Genomic DNA, 21123 nt, shown 5'->3' on the forward strand with positions numbered 1-21123 from the left:
TATCCACCCTCATATAAAAATTGTAGGAATATAATATAATTTTAATAAAAATTTTACGATTTTTCAATACTTTTGCGGTTGCACAAAAAAAGAGCGCGTCGCATGACACGCTCTTTTCCGTATAATATTAAATTACTTCTTGTTTACAAGATCCTTAAGAGCCTTACCAGCCTTGAACTTAGGTGCTACAGATGCAGGGATCTTGATAGCAGCGCCAGTCTGAGGATTCTTACCTGTTCTGGCAGCTCTCTTTGTTGTCTCGAATGTACCGAATCCAACAAGCTGAACCTTACCCTTCTTCTTAAGCTCCTTTGTTACTGTGTCTGTGAATGCGTTAAGTGCTGCGCCAGCGTCCTTCTTTGAAAGACCTGCTTCCTTAGCAATTGCATCGATAAGTTCTGTCTTGTTCATGTAATTTTCCCTCCAAAAAGAAATTTATTTACTACAATGCCCATTTTACCACTATTAAATGCACATAACAACACTTAAATGCAGAAAAATCGCCATTTTTAACAAAAATTTTACAAAAAAGTGCCTAATGACAAGGCTTTCATCAAAGGATGTCCTGGAAGCCCGGCCTGTAGAGGTGTCTCGGAATACCATCAACCATGATAGGTCCCACATCACCTTGGATGAGAGGTCTTACATATGTAATAAACTCGCTGGTTACATATGTTCCGTCCTTGCTGATCCAATTTCTCGGCACGGTACGCTCATCGTTGGCGATCTTGTGAACATCCTTAACCTCTGTTCCTGCCTGATAAGGATCATCGGAAAGTCTCTCGATAACTACCATCTTTCCGCTGTCGCCCTCGTCAGCTGCCTTCATAGCGGCACCGCCAACCTCATAGGCTTCAAGAATATCAACACGGGAAGCGCAGTGACTTGCTGCTCTTTGAAGTGTTGAAAGCTCGATAGCTCTTGTCTTACATCCGCACTCTGCGGAAACTACGTTACAAAGATATCTTGCAGTACCTGTAAGCTGCTTGTGTCCGAAAGCATCTACATACTCAACGGAGTTGTCCATATCGCTTACATACTTGCCGTCCTTGGTCCTGATACCTTCGGATACGGCTACAACAATAGAAGCCTTGGTCTTAAGAAGGTTCTTTATCTTTTTAATGAAAGCATCGAGATCAAAAGGAATCTCGGGAAGGTAGATAGCATCGGGTCCATCGCAATCCTCACCCTTTGAAAGAGCTGTTGCTCCTGTGAGCCATCCTGCGTTTCTACCCATTACTTCAACGATGATAACCTGTCCGTGGCTTGTCTCAAGTGACCAGCTGTCACGAATAATCTCTTTTACGGAAGTTCCTATATACTTGGCTGCGGAACCATAACCCGGAGTATGGTCTGTCAAAGCCAGATCGTTATCAATGGTCTTGGGGCATCCTACAAATCTGATGTCCGAACCGGTGATTATCGCATAATCCGATAATTTCTTGATGGTATCCATTGAATCATTACCGCCGATATAGATAAAGCAGTCAATTTCCAATTTTACGAGAATGTCGAAGATCTTTTCGTAGATATCTTTGCTTTCAAAGATTTCCGGAAGCTTGTATCTGCATGAACCCAGATAAGCTGAGGGAGTTCTCTTAAGTAACTCGATATCAAGTCCTGACTGAATGTGATCGGAGAGGTCTACATATCGACCTTCCATGAGCCCCTGAACACCGTGGATCATACCGTAAACCTTGTTATACCCACGATCGATGGCGGTTCTGTACACACCGGCAAGTGAAGAATTGATTGCTGCCGTAGGGCCGCCCGACTGTCCAACAATAACATTTCTTTTCTTTTTCTGCACCATTACTCCTGTCCCCTTTCGAAAGATTAATACCTCTTTATTATATGCGAAAAAACGTTTAGTGTCATCAGGAATTGCATCGTCAAAACCCACTAAAATAAAGGGCTCGGAATGGTACAAATAAATAAAAAAGCGCCCGGACGCACTCCGAGCGCAATTAAACCACTATAAACTTAGAAATCTTCTTCAAAAACAGATCTTCTTCCGTGGGACTTGCCGATACTGTACGCAATGGCGCACACGACAATGACGGAAACCGCTACAACCGCGCATCCGATGAAAAGTTTCTTCTTCTCTTCCGAGAGAGAATCCCATTTATCCATCACGAAATCAATCTTATCTTTTGCAAAAGTAACAGCGTTATCTAAAAAATCCATAGTATTATCCCTCTCCTTATACTACCCATTGTACCGCTGTGAGTGCTTTTCCTCAAGCTTTTTTAACACATAATCTTTGAATACAAAGTCTAGGATCGCGGCAAACGGAATCGCAAGCAGGATTCCGGGAACTCCGAAGAGTCTTCCGCCGAGAATGATCGCGATGAGGATCATGAGAGGCGATACTCCGAGACTCTCTCCGAAAAGCCTTGGCTTAAGGATATATCCGTCTATCGTCTGGAGCACTATCGTAAAGAGAATGAACCACAGCGCATACCACGGATTAACAAGTACCAGGATAAAAGATCCTATGGCACAACCTACTATCGGACCAAAGGTCGGCGCGAGATTTGTTATCGCAACAATGACCGAGATAAGCACCGAATAAGGCTGTCCTGCAATCAGCATATAGATAAAGTTTACAATTCCGACAATGATACCGTCGATAATATCAAAGCTTATGTATCTGATAAGGATAGCGTTGCATCTTTCAACAAGATCCGCGGAATTCTTAAATGTCTTTTCCTTCATGATAAGTCGCATGATCTTGGCAAATCCGTCAATGATCCTCTTTTTATCTATCATAAAATAGATTGCAAGGATGAAAGCAATAACAGTATCAAACACGCCCTTACCGGCATTCACTGAGCTGCTCACAAAGCTGTCCATGTTATTGGAAAAATAATCCCCGATATTTTTAAGTATCTTCTCTCCAAACTCCGCTAGTCCGCTGACATCAAAGCCAAACATACGCCTTCCTCCGCCGTTTTCTAGGCTTTGCAGAAGTTTTTGCGATGAATCGATATATCCTCCGATATTGGATACAAAAGTGGAAACACTGTCCCCGATCTGAGGTATAAGTGCCGCGAACAAAAGCGATACCGCAGTGAGGATGATTATTATCGCTCCCGCAACCGACAGCTTCCATTTGGTACTCTCTCTTTTTATCTTCTTAAAGACCGAACTCTGCAAAAGCTTGGCCATGGGATCGAAAATATACGCGATAACTATGGCGATTATGATAGGTCTTATGAAACTAAAGAAACTTTTTATAATGGAAAAAAGCCCCGTGATATGCGACAGGATCATATAAAGAATCACAGCCGAGCATGTCGCGATCGTGTAAGCCACCCATTTCTTTTTAAACCACTTGTTATTTAATTTCATTCTTTCCTCCGTAAGTATCTAGTGTCTGTTTAGCTGACCTGTCTTCTTCTTTACGTTTCTCCTTACTACCTTTTTGTGATGGTCATCATACAAGACTTTGACCGCAGGATGGAAAAACTTGTTGATAAAGGCTCCGATCAGGAATATGTATATGCAAAAGTACAGCCAGAACATCATAATTACAGGCGTTGCCAGACTTCCGTAGAGTGAATAGCTGTCAGTCGAATTGACATACATGGAAAAGATCCATGAAAACGCATACCACACTATCGCGGAGAAAACCGCGCCCGGAAGCTGATATACATATCTGAGCCTTGCACTTGGTATGTAGGTGTACATAAGTGCAAAAAGAAAAATAGCTATACCAATTATCAGTATAAACCTAAAATTAATTAAAAACGAGACAATTACGCCAATCGGCGGATAATATCCTATGATAAAAGCTTCTATTCTGTTGCCGAAAACCATTAAAAGCAGCATCATCAGTACGATTGCGATCATCGCAACAGTATAAAAAGCAGCAAGTATTCTTAGATAAATTACATTACGAAGCTCCTCAACATCATAAATACAATTCAGACCTCGCATAAGCGCAAGCATTCCAAGTGAACCGGTCCACAGAGTAACAAGTGCCGATATGGAAAAAACAGCGTCGCTTCTTCCGTAAGCTTCATTTATAAAACTTATTATCGTCTCATCCGTAAAGCTGGGCGTTATCTTGATAAAAGCGCGCACCATGTCCGCTTCCGTGATCGGAGTATACGGAAGGACCGAGGTTATCATAATTAAAAGCGGAATAAGGGAAACAATAAGAAAAAAGGCGGTGCTGCTTGCATAAGAGACTATATTCTTTTTTTGCATATTGCGAGAAAAATTTCTCATCAAAGAAAAAAGAGTACCCCAAATATTCATACAAGCCCCCGCTCAACCTGTTCTCACAGCTAAGGAAAAAGCAGTCAACTTAATGACTGCTTTCGTTTTCCTTTTTAAATCCCAAAATGCCGGTTCCTGTTATTTGACTCCTAGCTATCGCCAGGTGGGTTACCGCAACCATGATGCCTGTCTTCCTCTCCCATAGCTGGTCTGCGCATGCGCAGGGCCGAAGGCGTGACATTTATTATGGTAATGTAGGAGTCCCGTTTAAAGAAATGTAGGTTCAAATTACACAGGAGTTGTCGGACACCCCAGGAGAACTACTAGGTAGTTCCTAATTATTATTATAGTCACAGAAATCCATTTTTCAAGCGAAAATCCAGTATTTAACAGACTTTTTAGACATCGCTCACATTTATAAAGTGCCAATTATTTAATTATAAAAAAGAGTTTTTGGCAATAAAGTTAACCGGTGGCCCGGCCGATATATTTTTCTTTGACTATATCATTTAAATAGCCCTTGTGGCCTCTTTAAGCCATGCTTTTACATCCTGATCCTCAATTAAAGGCTCAATTTTCTTATAAACTTCCGCATGATATCTGTTCAAAAGATCTTTTGCCTCAGGTTTCATAAACTCTGTATCGATTGCTTCAAGATCGATCGGAACGTATGTAAGATGTTCAAAGCCATAGAATTTACCGAACTCATTCTCAAGACGGCTTACGACCTCAACAATGTTCTCGATACGGATTCCGTGGCTTCCCTCGATATAAACTCCGGGCTCATCCGATACGATCATTCCGGGCTTAAGAAGAGCTTCACTCGCGCCCTCAACATATTTCCATCTGATACCCTGCGGACCCTCGTGAACATTTAAGATATAACCGATTCCGTGTCCTGTTCCGTGATTGTAGTCAATTCCGATATCCCAAAGCGCTCTTCTTGCATAGATATCGACGTTTCTTCCGGTGCATCCGTCCATAAAACGTGCATTTGCAAGCTCAAGCATTCCCGAAACCGTTGCAGTGTAGTGCTTCTTGATCTCATCGGAAATCTCGCCGACAACGATGGTTCTTGTAACGTCGGTCGTTCCGCCCATGTATGTTCCGCCCGAATCAACAAGCAGCATACCCTGCGGCTTAACCTCGGCGCAGTTATCCTCTGTGGCGTCATAGTGCGCCATTGCGGCGTTGGCGTTATAAGCACTTATCGTGGGAAAAGAAAGTTCAATAAAGCCGGGGATCTCGGCTCTCATGCTGTCGAGCTTCATCGCTGCCGAATACTCGGTCATCGGGATCTTACCCACATTCTTTTTTACCCAGTAAATAAACTCTGTGAGCTTGGCGCTGTCCTTGATATAGACTTCCCTGATATTCTTAAGCTCAGTCTCGTTCTTGACAGCCTTCATAAGCTCCGTGGGATCTTTTTTGTTGATCAAAGAAACCTTGGCAGCTGCGGCCTTCTCGCAAAGAGTTTTGTAAGTGAAATAGTTCGTGTTTCTCTTATCGTATAAAAGATCTCCGTCAAAAGAGCTTTCGGATACATATTTCATTACCTCATCATAGTCCTTAAGCTCAATTCCGACTTTGTCGCAATATGCCTTAACCTCGCCGGTTACCTCTTTTGGCTGAACAAAAAGCGCAAACATATCGCCTGTTATGTATGCGTATGAGAGCGCAACGGGATTGCACTCCACGTCGTTTCCACGTAAATTTGTGAGCCACATGATGTCATCAAGCTTGGACAAAAGATGCGACGCAGCGCCATACTCTTTCATCTTGGCTCTAACATCCGCAAGCTTATCCGCAAAAGACTTTCCGCAGAGCTCATCTGATAAAACATAGATATCATGACAGGGAAGCGCCGGTCTGTCAGTCCAGACATCCTCCGCAAGATCCTTGTCGATCTTAAGGCTTATCTTTTTATCTTTTAACTTCTTTTCGAGTCTCTCACCGATTGCTGCGGAAACAACTCTTCCGTCAAAGCCGAGAACCTCGCCAGCATTCATATTGGCTGCAAGATACTCCTCGATGGTGGGAACTCCGGGGTTGCCCATTTTGTAGAGCTCAACGCCTGTGCCCGCAAGCTGGTTGCCTGCCTGAATGAAATATCTTCCGTCAGTCCAAAGTCCCGCCTCATCTTCGCTTACGACAAGCGTTCCGTTGGATCCGTCAAATCCGCAAAAGTACTCTCTTACCTTGAAGAAGTCTGCGGAATACTCCGAGTTGTGGAAATCGGATGTAGGCATCATGTAGTAGTCAATGCCATTCTCCTTCATTGCTGCGCGAAGGCCCGCAAGCCTTCCCTTAATAACTTCATTTTCTGACATTTATAAAAAAACTCCTTGAAATAATAATATGCTTTGGTTAATCCAGAAGATTCTCCTTGCAAGTGATAACTTTGTTTCTTCCGGTCTCTTTGGCTTCGTAAAGCCTGTCGTCAGCTCTTTTTACTATATCTACGATAGTCATGCCGCTCTCATAGTGAGCCGCACCTATAGAAACCGTCACGGTAAGTTCGTTGTTGTCAGCGATAAAGCCCGTTCCGGCTATTTTCTTGTTGAGATTTTCAAGCTCTTTGCAGAAATCATCATAGCTAAGCTCGTAAGAACCAAGGATTACAAACTCCTCACCGCCCCAACGGCCTACGGTGTACTTTCCTTCACCCTCAGATCTGAATATATCTGCAAGATCAATAAGGATCTCGTCTCCGGCGTTGTGACCATAAGTATCATTTATCTTTTTGAAGAAATCAATATCCAAAATCGCAATTGAGATATCTCCACTCTCGCCCTTGTCCATGCGATCTACCTCTTTAATAAAAAGAGCTATCATGGATTTCCTGTTATAGAGCCCCGTCAGGTAATCGGTATCATTCATCCTCTTGAGAGTAGCGTTATATCTGTTCATATGATGTGAATAAACAATAAGCTGGATAACTACTATACTGGATGCAATTATCGCATTGGCCACAAACAAAACACCCGACACCCCGGGAGAAGGCACATACTTATCAGGTAGATAACCATAATCCGCTAAATATTTAAGCGCAACAAAAGCGACTATAGTAAGTGTGCCGTATACTACGGCCATACCTTTGGCAAATGCATTGGTAATAGGAACATAGAATGAAACAAACAACATTGAAAATAAAGAGATTATCCAAAAGAAATAACCACTGTTATATCCCATAAAAACTGTCGCAACAACAGCATGCGTGAATATATCCCACAATATACACCATGCAACGATTATCTTGTGCTCAGTCTTATTAAGAAAAAACATCCCTATATAGATCAATATGCTGATTATGTTGATATAGGCCATAGGAGTACATCCGCAGCCTATGTATACTGCCTCCAAAAGAATATGGATGCAAAAATACATGATGATCAACACTACATATCCATGAGAAATCTCATATAAGTTCTTCTCCCCATAAAACGAGTCCATAAACGACATAAAAATGTCCTCCCAACACCATTAATACAATTAGCATTTTACCACATATAACAGCAGGCAAAAATATGGTAAAATACATAAAGAATAGATTTAATTTTTTCGAAAAAAGGAGAATTTATCGTGGAAGAAAAAGATATTTTAAAACTTATCGATCACACACTTCTACAGGCAGATGCTACATGGGAAGGAATTATAGAGTTATGCGATGAGGCAGTTAAGTACGGAACAGCTTCCGTATGCATCCCTCCCACATATCTTAAGAGAGTTCATGACAAATACGGCGACAAGCTCAACCTTTGCACAGTAATCGGATTCCCTCTGGGCTACAGCTGCCCCGAGTCCAAGGTTGAAGAGGCTAAGGTTGCCATCAGAGACGGCGCATCAGAAATTGATACCGTTGTAAACGTAAGCGATGTAAAGAATCACAGATATGACGAAGTTAAAAAAGAGCTTGAAATGATCCGCGAGGCATGCTCAGGCAAGCTTCTTAAGGTTATCATCGAGACATGTTATCTTACAGAGGATGAGAAGATCAAGCTCTGCGAGATCGTAACAGAGGTAAAGGCTGACTACATCAAGACTTCAACAGGCTTTGGATCAGCAGGTGCTACTCTTGAGGACATCGAGCTCTTTAAAAAGCACATCGGCCCTGACGTTAAGATCAAGGCTGCCGGCGGTATCCGCACAATCGAGGATGCCCTCGCATACGCTGAGGCAGGATGCAGCCGTATCGGTTCATCCAAGGTCGCTCCTCTTATCGCAAAGAAGTATTCACTCTAAGCGACAGGCTGCGAAGAATCTATAATAAATAAACAATCCGGCGAGACTTATGTCCCGCCGGATTTTATATATCTAAATATCTAATACAATCGTCACCGGACCGTCATTTTCGGACGTCACTTTCATATCCGCGCCGAATTCCCCGGTTCCTACTTCAAAGCCCCTATCTCTACACTCTTTTATTACAAGCTCATATAAGGGAATTGCAAGATCGGGACGCGCAGCTTCCGTAAATCCCGGTCTTCTTGATGAACAATCGGCATATAAAGTAAACTGGCTTACGATAAGGAGCTTAGCCCCTGCGTCCTTGGGATTAATGTTCATCTTTCCGTTCTCATCCTCAAAGATCCTTAACCCGCAAATTTTATCAGCCATCTTCTTGGCCTTTTCCTCGGTATCCGATACATGTACTCCCAGAAGCACCAAAAATCCCTTACCTATCTCTGCCACTCTCTTACCGTCAATGTCTACCGATGCCGATAAAACCCTTGTCAAAACTGCTTTCAAGTCTATTCTCCCACTATTATTATTTTAAAGCATCTTCTTATTTCGTTTACTTGCAACATCATCAGTTGTATGTCTTATATCATTAAAAATATCATATTTAACTTGTTTTTTTCAATGATGATAATTCCATAACTGTGAAAAGTGCACTTAAATTCAGTTGATTTTTTGGTGGAAATTTCACAATAAAAAGCAATAAATAGCTTGAGTTTTGTGGGATGTGCACATATAATGTATGTAATGTTATTTTTTTAACAAGATTTTGAAGGAGGTATTTGTTATGTCACGTTTTACACTGCCCAGAGATGTTTATCACGGAAAAGGTGCTCTTGAAGCACTTAAGACTTTTGAGGGCAAACGCGCCATCATCTGCACAGGTGGCGGCTCAATGAAAAGAGGGGGATTCTTGCAGAAAGTAGAGGCTTACCTTAAGGAAGCCGGAATGGAAGTAGAACTCTTTGAGGGTATCGAGTCAGATCCTTCCGTTGAGACAGTTATGAAGGGTGCAGAAGCTATGCAGAAATTCCAGCCTGACTGGATCGTAGCTATTGGTGGTGGCTCACCTATCGATGCAGCTAAGGCTATGTGGATCAAATATGAGTATCCCGAGACAACATTTGAAGATATGTGCAAGGTATTCGGACTTCCCAAGCTCCGTACCAAGGCTAAATTCTGCGCTATTTCTTCTACATCGGGAACAGCTACCGAGGTTACAGCTTTCTCAATCATCACTGATTATCAGAAGGGTATCAAATTCCCTATCGCAGATTTCGAGATCACACCCGATGTTGCTATCGTAGATCCCGAGCTTGCGCACACAATGCCTAAGAAGCTCGTTGCACACACAGGTATGGACGCTATGACACATGCCGTTGAGGCTTATGTTTCAACAGCCAACTGTGACTATACAGATCCTCTTGCAATTCATGCTATCGAGATGATCATGGGCAACCTTGTTAAGTCCTACAACGAAGACATGAACGCAAGAGATGCTATGCACAACGCGCAGTGTCTTGCCGGAATGGCATTCTCAAATGCACTCCTTGGTATCGTTCATTCAATGGCACACAAGACAGGTGCTGTATTCGCAGACCTCGGAGCACACATCATCCACGGTGCAGCCAATGCTATGTACCTTCCAAAGGTTGTTGCATTCAACGCCAAGGATCCCACAGCTAAGAAGCGCTACGGCGTGATTGCAGATTACATGCACCTTGGCGGCTCCAATGACGACGAAAAGGTTAAGCTTCTTATCGAGTACCTCCGCAAGATGAATGACGATCTCAACATTCCTCATTGTATCGCTCACTACGGAGCAGACGGACTTCCCGCTGAGCAGGGCTTTGTTCCCGAGAACGTATTCCTTGAGAGACTCCACGACATCGCAGCTAACGCTATCCTCGATGCCTGCACAGGCTCCAATCCTCGTCAGCCCAGCCAGGAAGAGATGGAAAAACTCCTCAAGTGCTGCTACTATGATACAGAAGTAGATTTCTAATTTAATCAATGAAAAGACAGGGAAAATCCGATTTCTTTAAACAACGTGAAATGAGAATTTTCCCTGTCTTTAAGTTATTGGAGATACGTGCAAGGAAACCGGTCCTTCGTACGTATCTTTAAGCCATTATCCTACCGTCGAAACGATATCTACCATATCGGGCGCGGTTCGCCTGTCTGCCGGTCTTACCTGTCCTCCATGTGCACGTAGTCCTTTCGGGGCTCGATTGCCATGTAGGCGGGACGGATAATCTTGCCGTTGTTGGCAAGCTCCTCCATTCGGTGCGCACTCCATCCTACGATTCTCGCCATAGCAAAGATAGTGGGATAAAGCTCCTCAGGAAGATCAAGCATCCTGTATACAAAACCGGAATAGAAATCCACGTTGGCACTGACATCCTTGTACATGGTTCTCTCTCCGCTGATAATCTTGGGCGCAAGCCTCTCAACCGCTTCGTACAGCGCAAGCTCTTTTTCCCTGCCCTTCTCTACCGCAAGCTTCTCAACAAAGCTCTTTAATATAAGAGCTCTCGGATCAGACTTGGAATAAATAGCATGACCTATACCATAGATAAGACCTGCCTTATCAAATGCCTGTTTATTTAATATCTTGTCAAGATAAGCTGAAAGTTCCTCTTCATCTTCCCAATCCTTGACATTGGCCTCAATATCATCAAACATATGAACAACCTTGATATTGGCTCCACCATGTCTGGGACCTTTGAGAGATCCGATAGCAGCAGCGATAACGGAATAGGTATCCGTCATACTGGAGCTTACAACGTGAGTTGTAAAGGATGAATTGTTACCACCACCGTGCTCCATGTGAAGCACAAGGCAGATATCAAGAAGCCTTGCCTCCAGCTCAGTGTACTTGCTGTCAGGTCTAAGCAGCTGCAATATAGTCTCCGCCGTAGAAAGGCTCTCAATAGGCGGATGAATAAATAATGTGTTTCCTTCGTGATAGTGATTATAAGCCTGATATCCGTAGATAGATAAAAGCGGGAACAGACTTATAAGCTGCAGGCTCTGCCTAAGTACATTCGGAAGTGATGTATCATCTGCAAGGTCATCATAGGAGTAAAGCGTAAGTACACTCCTTGCAAGCGTGTTCATCATATCCTTACTGGGAGCCTTCATGATAATATCCCTCACAAAGCTTGTTGGAAGGGATCTGTAAAAGCCCAGAAGCTTATTAAAATCACCAAGCTCCTTTTTATCGGGAAGCTTGTCAAAAAGAAGCAGATACGCGCACTCCTCAAAAGCAAATCTCTTATCTTCAGTAGCTGAATTGATAAGATCTTTTACGTCATATCCTCTAAAGTAAAGTTCTCCGTCCTTGGGAATGCTCTTGCCGTCAACTTCCTCCTTGGCAATTATCTCAGAAATACGAGTAAGACCGGTAAGAACGCCCTTACCGTTAAGGTCTCTTAAACCTCTTTTGACATCGTATTTGTAAAAAAGCTCATTTTCTATCTGATCTGCATCTTCTGAAAGTTTAGCAAGTTCAATAATCTGCGGTGTGTTTTCTGAGTAAATATTCTTTCCGTTTTCCATTCGCACCTCCGTATTTTATTGTATGCGCGAGAATATCGCGCAATAAATATGCGGATTCTCGCGACTTTTCTTTTTACATGCCCAGGAAATTCTTAACTGCCTTCTCCATTTCCGTCTTATCGACAACTGTTTTGTGTCTGATCTCGGCTGTTCTGATAGATGAAACCGCATCGGGTATGGCAACGCCCGATACTGCGGAAAGCTCATCAGCAAGCGCGAAATCATCCTTGCTGTCATCGCCCTTTCCAAGTGCGTTCATGACGCTTCTTGTAAACTTGAAGGGGCTTGCGGTAGACGCAATTACAGTAACCGTCTTATCTCCCGTCTCATTCACATACTTGCCGTAAACAGAAGCGGCAACTGCTGTATGTGTGTCCATAAGGTATCCTGTCTTGTCGAATACCTTTCTGATCGTATCAAATGTCTCTTCCTCCGTAGCGAATCCGCCAAAGAAGTCGACAAGTTTAGATCTCATATCATCTGTTATTTCATACTTACCTGTCTCAGTGAGCTGCTTCATGTACTCAGCATCCTTGGATGCGCTGTCGCCTGAGATGTGATAGATAAGTCTCTCAAGGTTAGATGAGATAAGAATATCCATTGAAGGAGAAGCTGTGAGCACGAAATCACGATTTCTGTCGTATTCTCCTGTCTGGAAGAAGTCGAAAAGTACCTTGTTTGAGTTGGATGCGCAGATAAGCTTTCCGATCGGCACGCCCATATTCTTAGCATAGTATGCTGCAAGGATGTTACCGAAGTTACCTGTGGGAACTACAACGTTGATCTTGTCATCATCCGCAATCCTGCCCTCTTTAAGGAGCTTAGCGTATGAGTATACGTAATATACGATCTGAGGGACAAGACGACCGATATTGATCGAGTTTGCAGATGAGAACTGGAATCCCTTGGCATCCATCTGCTTAGCAAGCTCGGGGTCGGTAAAGAGCTTCTTAACTCCTGTCTGAGCATCGTCAAAGTTTCCTTCAATTCCGATAACGCAGGTATTGTCACCCTTCTGAGTAACCATCTGCTGTTCCTGAATGGGGCTTACACCGTGCTTGGGGTAAAATACGATGATCCTTGTTCCCGGAACATCGGCAAAACCCGCAAGTGCAGCCTTTCCTGTATCTCCGCTGGTAGCCGTGAGAATAACGATCTCGTTCTTGGCGTTGTTCTTCTTAGCTGCAGTTGTCATGAGATAAGGCAGGATTGAAAGTGCCATATCCTTAAAAGCAATTGTGGCTCCGTGATAAAGCTCAAGGTAGTATGCGCCGTCTGCTTCCGAAATAGGTGCTATCTCTTTGGTATCGAACTTGGAATCATATGCATGAGAAATGCAATACTTAAGCTCTTCCTCAGTGTAATCCGTAAGAAGAAGCTTCATTACTTCATAAGCTGTTCCCTGGTAATCGAGCTCTGAGATCTCTCTAAGGCTCTTTTCAAGATGCGGTATATGATCCGGAACATACAATCCTCCGTCCGGTGCGAGTCCTCTAAGAATCGCTTCAGAAGCCTTAATCCGGCCCTGTGCGCCTCTGGTGCTACTATACAATACTTCCTTTGCCATTGCTTTTACTCCTCTTTTATTGATACAATATTCCCGTAAAGTATATCATAAAAGAGGTTCTTGTGTGAAAAAAAATAAATCTCTCGGGGTTTACGCTACCTCACTTAAGGACGGAACCCCTTCCTACAGAGCATCAATAACCTATAAAGGCAAACACATTTCCCTTGGTTCTTTCCCTGTAAAAGGAACGGCAGCCAAGGTCTATAAAGAAGCTCTAAAAATACTTTCATCGGATAAGATCGGTATCTCTTCCTACAAAAAAGAGTATGCTCTGCCCTTCGATAAATTCGTCACGCTTATCAATTACAGAGACAAGGGCATGTACATATCCACTCCGATCTACCTTGAAAAGAAATTCTTTCTTTATTATATTTCTCCCGGCATTGCGTATAAGTTTGATATAGAGGATCTCTTTTATTATTCATCACATAAAATAATGAAACGAGGCTCTCATCTTTTTGTTGCCGATTACGGAAGCCAGTTGTCAGTTCTGGGAAGATACGGAATAAAGAGCTACTCCGTGAGGGGACGCGACTATCTTTTTGCCAACGACGATCCTTACGATCTTCGCTATGAAAACATCATTATCCTAAACAGATACCACGGTGTAAGACAGTTTGCCGAAAAAGGACTTGTTAAATACAAGACCGTTATACATATAAGAAGCAACTATGTTGTTGGCAAGTATGCATCTGAGGCTGAGGCAGCCATAGCATACAACAAAGCGGCCGACATTCTTATTAAAAATGGAATTAACAGAAATTTCATCCAAAATTACGTCGAAGAGGTCTCCGCATCCCAGTATGCCGAGATATATCTCAAAGTAAAAATATCAGATAAAATCTACTCTTTAAAGGGCTAACTCTGCCCTCTTTTTCCCATTTTTTAAATTCTTAATTTTTAATTATTTTGTAATTATTCATTGACACTCACGTCGAAATGTGATATAAGTGTACTAGCATTACTAATACACTTAACGCTTGTAAAAGGAAAGATGCTTACTTCGGGAGGAACGACATGATAAAAAGAACTATATCCACACTTTTGTTAGCATCTGCCATGATGATCACGATTGTAGGCTGCAGTAATTCAGCCACAGAGGAGGACACCACGGAAATTGAAGAAGCATCTGACAGCGATCCGGATAATACTCACGAGCTTACAGATGATGCTTTCCTATATAACGGAAACAAGATTTCAATATTGAATGATGCTGCTATCACACTTGGCTATCTCGGGGATTACGATGCAGATAAATCAAGTACAGGCAGCGATTACAAAAACTATTTATTTGATAACGGAAAGATTGATTTTGCAACGAATGTAATCGACGGCAAGGAAGCACCTGTAGATATCGGAATCTTTTCACCCGATATCAAAACTTCCAGAGATGTAGGCGTAGGAAGTACCAAGGATGAGATAACAGGCGCCTACGGCGATCCCGACACCAAAACAGATGACGGGTTGATATATACAATAGAATACCAATTCGACACGTATAACATCACATTTAGATTTGATGATACAAAAGCAAAAGTCGATATGGTTCTGTACACAAACAGCTATTATCATTCAAAAACAGCATTTAGTTAAGCGCTTAGCGCTTATCAAAGGGAAGAAGTAACGTTTACCAAAGGAAAGACTTTCGCTTATAAAAGGAGGGAGATATGAACAGAACAAGGATTGCAGCACTATTAACCGTTTCAGCAATTATGCTGACAGCTATGGGATGCGGAACAACCTCATCAGAGTCCTCTCCCGAAAACACAACAGGCCCTACTACCGGTATTGATGCCGGTGTATCAACCGGGCTCGCAGACATGCCTTCAGTCGGAATATCAGCTGATCTTGCCGCAAATGCAGAGGCCTCAACAGAATCCGTGATCAAGCCTGATACTTCTACCGCTTACGCTTCCCTTCCCGATGATTCTTTTCTATATAAGGGAAATGTGATCTCGGTACTAAACGATGTTGATACTACACTTAAGGCTCTCGGAAAAAAAGATTCCGAACAGACAAGCCTATATACCAACGAGGCATTATACAGCTTCGATTCACATGCGATCGAGCTTGAAACATATAAAGTTGACGGCGAAGAACTTCCCAAATGCATTTATGTTATCGCATGCGGGATTCTGACCCCAAAGAACATCTGCGTAGGATGTTCCAAAGAAGAAGTCATTGCAGCTTACGGCGAGCCCAACAAAGTGCACGATGACACTTTCAGCGCTATTGAATATAACTTTGATGATACCAATATCGTATTCGATATCTATGACGAAAAGGTCGACAGGATCACAATCGAGAACGTCGAAACATCCTCAAAAGTTGTACAGTGATTGGCTCTTAACTCTTATTTAAAGGGAATGGCAGTTTTGCTTTTACACTTATAAAAGGAGGAAATATGAAATCAAGAAAGACAGTGGCAATCTTAATGGCATCAGCAATGATGCTCGCACTTATGGGCTGTGGTTCATCTGAAGGTGAAGCTACAGACGGGGCTGATTTAAATGAAGTAAATGTCGGCATCTCTGTAGATGTCATGGCACCCGAATCCGAAGCCGACAGTATCACCGATGCATCTACGGACGCATCCGAGGCTGCATCAGGCACGACAAGTGCAGCGACATCCGATAGCTCTTTTAGCTACAAAGGAAAAGTTATCTCTATTCTGGATGATACGCAGGCAGTAATCGACGCTCTCGGTACTCCCGATGATACCTATGAAGATTCGGCTGACGATAATCCGAATTTAGGCGAAAAAAGATATTACTATCACCTTGCTTGCATTGAAGTTTCTACCCTGGTTATTGACGGAAAAGAGAATCTTCTTTTGATCACCATAAAAGATCCCGAAATTCCCACACCCAAGGGAATAAAGTTCGGAAGCAGCAAAGATGATGTTATCGCCGCATACGGTGAGCCGACTAAGGAGAGTGAATCCGGTGACCACAAGATTATTGAATACGAGTTTGACAATTACAAGATAATTTTACCCCTTTCAAACAAGGACACTGTAGATGCGATCATGTATGAGAACTCTGCAACACATGATATGGTTTCTTGGTCATAAGAAATAACGCTTATAACCATTAAAATAAACGCTTATAAAAAGGAGACCCGATGAAAACAAAGACATCTATGGCAATAATAATGGCATCCTCAATGATGCTCGCACTTATGGGATGCGGAGAGGCAGCTTCTGAAAACTCTCCCGCTACAAGCGAGATTTCTTTTGAAGAAGTTGCTCCCGGCAACCCCACCGACACTGCAGATACCTCAGACGATGCGGATACTTCAACCGATGCAGACACAGCATCAAGCGTTTCTTCCGAAGACTCTTCCGCTTCCGATGATGCTTCAATCGAAGTTAACGGCAAGAAGGTTTCAATCCTTGATGATTACCAGGCAGCTGTTGATGCTTTGGGACCCGCGGACGGTGATCCTTCCTCCGATGCAAGTCATGCAATCTTCTACTCTTTTGCTTCAGGAGCAATTGAGTACACAACAGTAAAACTTGACGGCGAGGAGCTTCCGATGACCCTTGATATTAGGAAAGGTGACATCAAGACTTCAAAAGATATCGGAATCGGCAGTACAGAGGATGAAGTCGTAGCAGCTTACGGTGAACCCACAGACGTTGACAATGGTGAAGGCGTCGTGAACACCAAAGGAGAACCATTAAAACTACATGTTACCACCTACGATCTTGACGGTTATTCAATCAATTTCAAGTATGACGATGACAAAAAGGTAGAGAAATATTGGTTTAACAATACTGCCAACAACGCCAGATATGATAATCAATAAATAAAACAATATGAGGAGAGAGAAAAAATGAAAAAAAGAATTGCTATGACACTAAGTATTGCATACGTAATGGTTATGCTGGTTATGGGATGTGCTGAGAAGGAAATCGGATCTATCGATGAATCCTACAAAGGAACTTCATCTGTTGAACCGGCTTCCGAGGAGGCTGAAACACCGACCGATCCTTCAAGTTCCGATGATGATTCCTCCAAGGAAATATCTGTTATGTCTGCATCGGATCTTAGTGATGACGCTTTTTCTTTTAACGGAAAAGAAGTTTCGATCCTAAGCGATATTAAAACTTTAAATGACGCACTTGGTGAGCCTATCCCCGGATACATTTTCAAAGATAAAGACCTTACGTACTATTCATTTGGTAAGGCCGATGATGATTCCGCTACCGTTGATATGACCACTTACACGAACGGCGAAACCGAAGCACCTTTGGAGATCATTTTGCATAATGATTCGGTTCAGACTTCCAAAGGCATAAAAGTCGGGGACACACCTGATGCTGTAACCTCTGCTTACGGAGAACCTTCAAAAAAAGATGAAGCCGGAAACTTAACCTACGATTTTGACGGATTCCAGTTATTCTTCCAAATTTACGAAGGTAAGGTTGTACATATCTATTATTACAATATCGCTGTTCAAAAAGATTTTTATAAGAACAACTAAAAGCGAAACAAAGTTAGGAAAGAGAAAAATGAAAAAACTATCGACAATTATTATTTCATCTGCCATGGTGCTTGCACTTATGGGATGCGGAGAGGTTGAAATCGGATCGGATACAAACGCTGAAGGACCGTCTTCAACATTAAATTATGATGACTCCAACTCTTCTACCGATGCAGGTGAAGTAAAAGCAGAGCTTACCGATGACCAGTTCATCTACAACAATAATGTCATCTCAATTCTTGACGATACCCAGACATCACTTGCAAATTTGGGCGATTATAATAAAGAGCGCTCAAATCTTGATAAGGGGGGTGCATTCAAGAGATATGACTATGGTAAAAAACGCGGCGATATATTATTGGATACCTTTGAAATAGACGGAGAAGAATTAGTTGCTTACATACTTAATACTTCAAGCGACATTGAAACCGCAAGGGGCATCAGTAACAAAAGCACCGAGGATGACGTGATCGCGGCATACGGAGAACCCACTGAAAAAATCAGCGAAAATTCTGATTATTTAACTTACGAGTTTGACGGCTACAGCATTTCTTTCGAAGTATCACCGAAGGATAAAAAACTCTTATCGATCCAATATACCAATACTCCGAACTATGACAGAATTAAAAACGCGCCAAAGACCACCTGACATAAGACAAAATTAACGCTTATATATTAACGCTTACAAAAAGGAAAGAGATAAAGATATGAAAAAGATAACGACCGTTACTATTGCATCGGCAGTTATACTTATGCTCATGGGCTGCGGGGAAACAGCCCATGATCCTGCTAATCTTGAACTATCCACAACAGCAATAAGCAGTCCCGATTCAACAAGTGATGAAGGAGATACTACCTCACAGGCAGAAAGCTCAGACTCCTCTCCTGCCGATGAGGGAAATACGACATCAGATGACAACTCCGATGAAGATACAGGAGAAGTCAATTCAGAGCTCACTGAAGATCAGTTCGTCTACAAAGGAAAAACAGTATCCATTCTTAACGATAACGACAGGATCTTGCAAAACCTTGGTGCATTTAACCCTGAGCTTACGGTTAACGCAGACTTACAATCAATGTATATATATGGTGAAAATGAGATCACTTACAACGCATTAAAGGAAGAAGGAGTCGAATACCCATATATTCTTGACGTTGAGACAGACAGCATCTCCACATCAAGAGGAATTAAAGTAGGAAATACAAAAGAAGAAGTTACAGCAGCCTATGGAGAAGCCGAAGAAACCAAGAGCGGCGATCTTAGCTACAGTTTTGACGGTTTTGATATCATATTTGGATTTGAAAACGGAAAGGTATGCACTATCAATTACAAAAACATATCTACCGCCTCCAAATTTGATGAATGGGATTAAGATAGGCTAAAAAGGAGTAATTATGAAAAGATTATCTACATTTGCGATCACCGCAGCATTTATTTTCATATTAACCGGCTGTGGCGTGACCGAAGCTGATGTCATCGCTTCAAGCGAAGACTTCACGGTAGATGAATCCACAGTCGAAGCAGTTCAGGAAGCACTTCAGGATAATTCCGAATCAGGATCAAGCTATTCCTCGATGGGAACTCCGCTTATCACTTCCACAACTACTTCAATGGAAAAAGACGATCCGACATTTTACTACAATCAAAAGGCCGTTTCGGTTCTTGACAGTGCCGACCAGGTGCTTGAAAAACTCGGAACCCCCGATCCGCAAAGCGATCCAAATCTTGCAGATCACTACTACTCTTTTGATTCAAATCAGATCGGAATGCAGACTGTTGATATAGAAAAGAAAGAAACACCGGTATCTATCACTGTTTCAGAAAAAGGCGTCGTTACATCTATGAATATCGGAGTCGGAACTCCAAAAGAAGATGTAGTTAATGCATACGGCGATAATTATGAGACTTTTAAAAGTGAATACGGAATCGGTTATAAATATGATTTTGATAAATTCGTTTTATTCTTCACCTTTGATAATGATGAGGTTATTGAATACCATTACACCTGTAAAGAAGCTGAAGAAGCGATCACTAAATCGAAATAAACGGTACTCGGCACCCGGATCGATATATTCCGAAGATCCGGTTAGTACACCGGCATGGCAATTGCAATGCCTTCACATAAATAAGGGACTAAAGAGTTCACTGCTCTTTAGTCCTCTTTATTTATTATATTATAATTTACATCGCATCGGCGTTTTGCATAGCCTGAAGCCTCTGATCAAGAGACGGTGCGTCATCGGAAGTATTAACATCTCCGTTTTCTACATCTCTTATAACTTCCCTTGTTCTCTCCATCTCTCTGATCCTATCGTCATCTTCAGCCATATCTGCAGAAAATGCCCTTTCATCCATCTCTCTGGCCTTACGCTGCTCTTCTCTTGCCTCCATCTCGCGTTCATAGCTGATCTGCGAAATATCGCCTTTAAGATACATCTCTTTTAACATGGAATCCGAATAGCTTCCTACCTGACCTGTAGATGAACTAGCTCCGTCTATGGAAGCTTCTTTATATATCTCTCTGGCGCTATCCTGAGCCTTTATAGCCTCCTGTTTGGTCTTTTCCAAGAATTCTCCCGGCTCGTAAGGAATGGGCTTAAAATCGAACTCAGGCTCGTATTCTTCAAGCTCTATCTCCGGAAGCTCAACATCCGGAATTTCCTCTTCGCCGGTTCTTCCGGAATCATTTCTGGCTTTATCGTAAATAGCGCTTTCTCTCTTTTCCTGCTCATATCTTTCTTCAAGCTCATCCTTTTTGACTCTGACCGTATCACCGTCACTTGACCTTGCTATAACAGGTCCGTACTCCTTAGTCCTGACATCATCCCGGCTTTTGGCGATCTCATCTTTAATAAGCTTCTGCATTCTATCTTCATGAGCCCTCTCAGACTCCTTAACTCTGTCCGGAATTTTAGTTTTGGGACGCTGTATAACAGGCGCTTCGGCTCCTGTTTTTATAGGCGCAGCCATCTGACTGTTCATATGTACTTCTGCCATAATGTTGCCTCCTTCACTACTTCGGTAAAAATAAAAAAACACA

General features: G+C 42.5%; 22 protein-coding genes and 1 other RNA gene. 11 read left to right on the top strand and 12 right to left on the bottom strand.

From position 1 onward, the window contains the following. Nucleotides 1-132 precede the first annotated feature (132 nt). The 8 genes from D6856_RS01955 to D6856_RS01990 all read right to left on the bottom strand — a co-directional run bounded on the left by D6856_RS01955 (nucleotide 133) and on the right by D6856_RS01990 (nucleotide 7689). A complete protein-coding gene (locus tag D6856_RS01955) occupies nucleotides 133-411 on the bottom strand; it encodes an HU family DNA-binding protein (protein WP_092250234.1) in 279 nt (92 codons plus the stop codon). Between the two features lie 142 nt (nucleotides 412-553). Then, nucleotides 554-1813 carry a 6-phosphofructokinase gene (locus tag D6856_RS01960; RefSeq protein WP_092250237.1) on the bottom strand — a complete coding sequence of 420 codons (1260 nt, stop codon included), beginning with the start codon at nucleotides 1811-1813 and terminating at the stop codon, nucleotides 554-556. A 170-nt stretch (nucleotides 1814-1983) separates the two neighbouring features. Next, nucleotides 1984-2187, bottom strand: coding sequence for a hypothetical protein (locus D6856_RS01965; protein ID WP_120685510.1), 204 nt, complete (start codon nucleotides 2185-2187; stop codon nucleotides 1984-1986). Nucleotides 2188-2208: 21 nt separating this feature from the next. Then, entirely contained in the window at nucleotides 2209-3354 is a 1146-nt protein-coding gene (locus D6856_RS01970; RefSeq protein WP_120685511.1) for an AI-2E family transporter, read from the bottom strand. Nucleotides 3355-3372: 18 nt separating this feature from the next. Next, nucleotides 3373-4266 (bottom strand): YihY/virulence factor BrkB family protein, encoded by an 894-nt coding sequence (locus D6856_RS01975; RefSeq protein ID WP_330543888.1) that lies wholly within the window; start codon nucleotides 4264-4266, stop codon nucleotides 3373-3375. 74 nt (nucleotides 4267-4340) lie between these two features. Beyond that, nucleotides 4341-4548: non-coding RNA, 6S RNA (gene ssrS, locus D6856_RS01980), on the bottom strand. Between the two features lie 188 nt (nucleotides 4549-4736). Beyond that, the gene (locus D6856_RS01985; protein ID WP_120685512.1) at nucleotides 4737-6557 is read right to left on the bottom strand and encodes an aminopeptidase P family protein; all 1821 of its coding nucleotides are present in this window, start codon (nucleotides 6555-6557) and stop codon (nucleotides 4737-4739) included. A gap of 37 nt (nucleotides 6558-6594) precedes the next feature. Then, the gene (locus tag D6856_RS01990; protein ID WP_120685513.1) at nucleotides 6595-7689 is read right to left on the bottom strand and encodes a GGDEF domain-containing protein; all 1095 of its coding nucleotides are present in this window, start codon (nucleotides 7687-7689) and stop codon (nucleotides 6595-6597) included. A gap of 120 nt (nucleotides 7690-7809) precedes the next feature. On the opposite strand from D6856_RS01990, the gene deoC reads away from it, so the two are divergent. Continuing rightward, the gene (deoC, locus tag D6856_RS01995) at nucleotides 7810-8469 is read left to right on the top strand and encodes a deoxyribose-phosphate aldolase (protein WP_120685514.1); all 660 of its coding nucleotides are present in this window, start codon (nucleotides 7810-7812) and stop codon (nucleotides 8467-8469) included. 72 nt (nucleotides 8470-8541) lie between these two features. On the opposite strand, the gene dtd is transcribed toward deoC, so the two are convergent. Next, the gene (dtd, locus tag D6856_RS02000; RefSeq protein ID WP_120685515.1) at nucleotides 8542-8976 is read right to left on the bottom strand and encodes a D-aminoacyl-tRNA deacylase; all 435 of its coding nucleotides are present in this window, start codon (nucleotides 8974-8976) and stop codon (nucleotides 8542-8544) included. Between the two features lie 277 nt (nucleotides 8977-9253). Between dtd and D6856_RS02005 the strand changes: the two genes are divergently transcribed. Continuing rightward, nucleotides 9254-10471 carry an iron-containing alcohol dehydrogenase gene (locus D6856_RS02005; protein WP_120685516.1) on the top strand — a complete coding sequence of 406 codons (1218 nt, stop codon included), beginning with the start codon at nucleotides 9254-9256 and terminating at the stop codon, nucleotides 10469-10471. A gap of 185 nt (nucleotides 10472-10656) precedes the next feature. Here D6856_RS02005 and D6856_RS02010 read toward each other — a convergent pair whose 3' ends face one another. Further along, complete coding sequence (locus D6856_RS02010) at nucleotides 10657-12027, bottom strand: citrate/2-methylcitrate synthase (RefSeq protein WP_120685517.1); 1371 nt, start codon at nucleotides 12025-12027, stop codon at nucleotides 10657-10659. 73 nt (nucleotides 12028-12100) lie between these two features. Further along, nucleotides 12101-13594, bottom strand: a complete 1494-nt coding sequence (gene thrC, locus D6856_RS02015; protein WP_120685518.1) for a threonine synthase — start codon at nucleotides 13592-13594, stop codon at nucleotides 12101-12103. A gap of 64 nt (nucleotides 13595-13658) precedes the next feature. Here thrC and D6856_RS02020 point away from each other — a divergent pair, with 64 nt between their 5' ends. The 9 genes from D6856_RS02020 (at nucleotide 13659) to D6856_RS02060 (ending at nucleotide 20128) form a co-directional block, all read left to right on the top strand. After that, nucleotides 13659-14456, top strand: a complete 798-nt coding sequence (locus tag D6856_RS02020) for a hypothetical protein (protein ID WP_092250882.1) — start codon at nucleotides 13659-13661, stop codon at nucleotides 14454-14456. Between the two features lie 155 nt (nucleotides 14457-14611). Beyond that, nucleotides 14612-15187 carry a hypothetical protein gene (locus tag D6856_RS02025; RefSeq protein ID WP_120685519.1) on the top strand — a complete coding sequence of 192 codons (576 nt, stop codon included), beginning with the start codon at nucleotides 14612-14614 and terminating at the stop codon, nucleotides 15185-15187. Nucleotides 15188-15261: 74 nt separating this feature from the next. Next, nucleotides 15262-15933, top strand: a complete 672-nt coding sequence (locus D6856_RS02030) for a hypothetical protein (RefSeq protein WP_120685520.1) — start codon at nucleotides 15262-15264, stop codon at nucleotides 15931-15933. A gap of 65 nt (nucleotides 15934-15998) precedes the next feature. Beyond that, entirely contained in the window at nucleotides 15999-16667 is a 669-nt protein-coding gene (locus D6856_RS02035; RefSeq protein WP_120685521.1) for a hypothetical protein, read from the top strand. Between the two features lie 50 nt (nucleotides 16668-16717). Continuing rightward, nucleotides 16718-17404: a hypothetical protein gene (locus D6856_RS02040; RefSeq protein WP_120685522.1), complete on the top strand. Its 687-nt coding sequence runs from the start codon at nucleotides 16718-16720 to the stop codon at nucleotides 17402-17404. A 27-nt stretch (nucleotides 17405-17431) separates the two neighbouring features. Further along, the gene (locus D6856_RS02045) at nucleotides 17432-18082 is read left to right on the top strand and encodes a hypothetical protein (RefSeq protein ID WP_120685523.1); all 651 of its coding nucleotides are present in this window, start codon (nucleotides 17432-17434) and stop codon (nucleotides 18080-18082) included. Nucleotides 18083-18110: 28 nt separating this feature from the next. Then, complete coding sequence (locus D6856_RS02050; protein WP_120685524.1) at nucleotides 18111-18731, top strand: hypothetical protein; 621 nt, start codon at nucleotides 18111-18113, stop codon at nucleotides 18729-18731. Between the two features lie 58 nt (nucleotides 18732-18789). Then, nucleotides 18790-19455: a hypothetical protein gene (locus D6856_RS02055; protein ID WP_120685525.1), complete on the top strand. Its 666-nt coding sequence runs from the start codon at nucleotides 18790-18792 to the stop codon at nucleotides 19453-19455. Nucleotides 19456-19477: 22 nt separating this feature from the next. Then, a complete protein-coding gene (locus D6856_RS02060) occupies nucleotides 19478-20128 on the top strand; it encodes a hypothetical protein (protein ID WP_120685526.1) in 651 nt (216 codons plus the stop codon). Between the two features lie 136 nt (nucleotides 20129-20264). Here the strand turns inward: D6856_RS02060 and D6856_RS02065 are convergent, their stop codons facing one another. Beyond that, complete coding sequence (locus tag D6856_RS02065) at nucleotides 20265-21080, bottom strand: hypothetical protein (RefSeq protein ID WP_120685527.1); 816 nt, start codon at nucleotides 21078-21080, stop codon at nucleotides 20265-20267. Nucleotides 21081-21123: the final 43 nt, after the last annotated feature.

The organism is Butyrivibrio sp. XB500-5, from assembly GCF_003625505.1.
Lineage (GTDB): Bacteria > Bacillota > Clostridia > Lachnospirales > Lachnospiraceae > Butyrivibrio.

What these genes read in the sequence shown, in the direction of transcription:
- D6856_RS01955 (WP_092250234.1), bottom strand. Translation starts at nt 411, where the DNA reads ATGAACAAGACAGAACTTATCGATGCAATTGCTAAGGAAGCAGGTCTT.
- D6856_RS01960 (WP_092250237.1), bottom strand. Translation starts at nt 1,813, where the DNA reads ATGGTGCAGAAAAAGAAAAGAAATGTTATTGTTGGACAGTCGGGCGGC.
- D6856_RS01965 (WP_120685510.1), bottom strand. Translation starts at nt 2,187, where the DNA reads ATGGATTTTTTAGATAACGCTGTTACTTTTGCAAAAGATAAGATTGAT.
- D6856_RS01970 (WP_120685511.1), bottom strand. Translation starts at nt 3,354, where the DNA reads ATGAAATTAAATAACAAGTGGTTTAAAAAGAAATGGGTGGCTTACACG.
- D6856_RS01975 (WP_330543888.1), bottom strand. Translation starts at nt 4,266, where the DNA reads ATGAATATTTGGGGTACTCTTTTTTCTTTGATGAGAAATTTTTCTCGC.
- D6856_RS01985 (WP_120685512.1), bottom strand. Translation starts at nt 6,557, where the DNA reads ATGTCAGAAAATGAAGTTATTAAGGGAAGGCTTGCGGGCCTTCGCGCA.
- D6856_RS01990 (WP_120685513.1), bottom strand. Translation starts at nt 7,689, where the DNA reads ATGTCGTTTATGGACTCGTTTTATGGGGAGAAGAACTTATATGAGATT.
- D6856_RS02005 (WP_120685516.1), top strand. Translation starts at nt 9,254, where the DNA reads ATGTCACGTTTTACACTGCCCAGAGATGTTTATCACGGAAAAGGTGCT.
- D6856_RS02010 (WP_120685517.1), bottom strand. Translation starts at nt 12,027, where the DNA reads ATGGAAAACGGAAAGAATATTTACTCAGAAAACACACCGCAGATTATT.
- thrC (WP_120685518.1), bottom strand. Translation starts at nt 13,594, where the DNA reads ATGGCAAAGGAAGTATTGTATAGTAGCACCAGAGGCGCACAGGGCCGG.
- D6856_RS02025 (WP_120685519.1), top strand. Translation starts at nt 14,612, where the DNA reads ATGATAAAAAGAACTATATCCACACTTTTGTTAGCATCTGCCATGATG.
- D6856_RS02030 (WP_120685520.1), top strand. Translation starts at nt 15,262, where the DNA reads ATGAACAGAACAAGGATTGCAGCACTATTAACCGTTTCAGCAATTATG.
- D6856_RS02035 (WP_120685521.1), top strand. Translation starts at nt 15,999, where the DNA reads ATGAAATCAAGAAAGACAGTGGCAATCTTAATGGCATCAGCAATGATG.
- D6856_RS02040 (WP_120685522.1), top strand. Translation starts at nt 16,718, where the DNA reads ATGAAAACAAAGACATCTATGGCAATAATAATGGCATCCTCAATGATG.
- D6856_RS02045 (WP_120685523.1), top strand. Translation starts at nt 17,432, where the DNA reads ATGAAAAAAAGAATTGCTATGACACTAAGTATTGCATACGTAATGGTT.
- D6856_RS02050 (WP_120685524.1), top strand. Translation starts at nt 18,111, where the DNA reads ATGAAAAAACTATCGACAATTATTATTTCATCTGCCATGGTGCTTGCA.
- D6856_RS02055 (WP_120685525.1), top strand. Translation starts at nt 18,790, where the DNA reads ATGAAAAAGATAACGACCGTTACTATTGCATCGGCAGTTATACTTATG.
- D6856_RS02060 (WP_120685526.1), top strand. Translation starts at nt 19,478, where the DNA reads ATGAAAAGATTATCTACATTTGCGATCACCGCAGCATTTATTTTCATA.
- D6856_RS02065 (WP_120685527.1), bottom strand. Translation starts at nt 21,080, where the DNA reads ATGGCAGAAGTACATATGAACAGTCAGATGGCTGCGCCTATAAAAACA.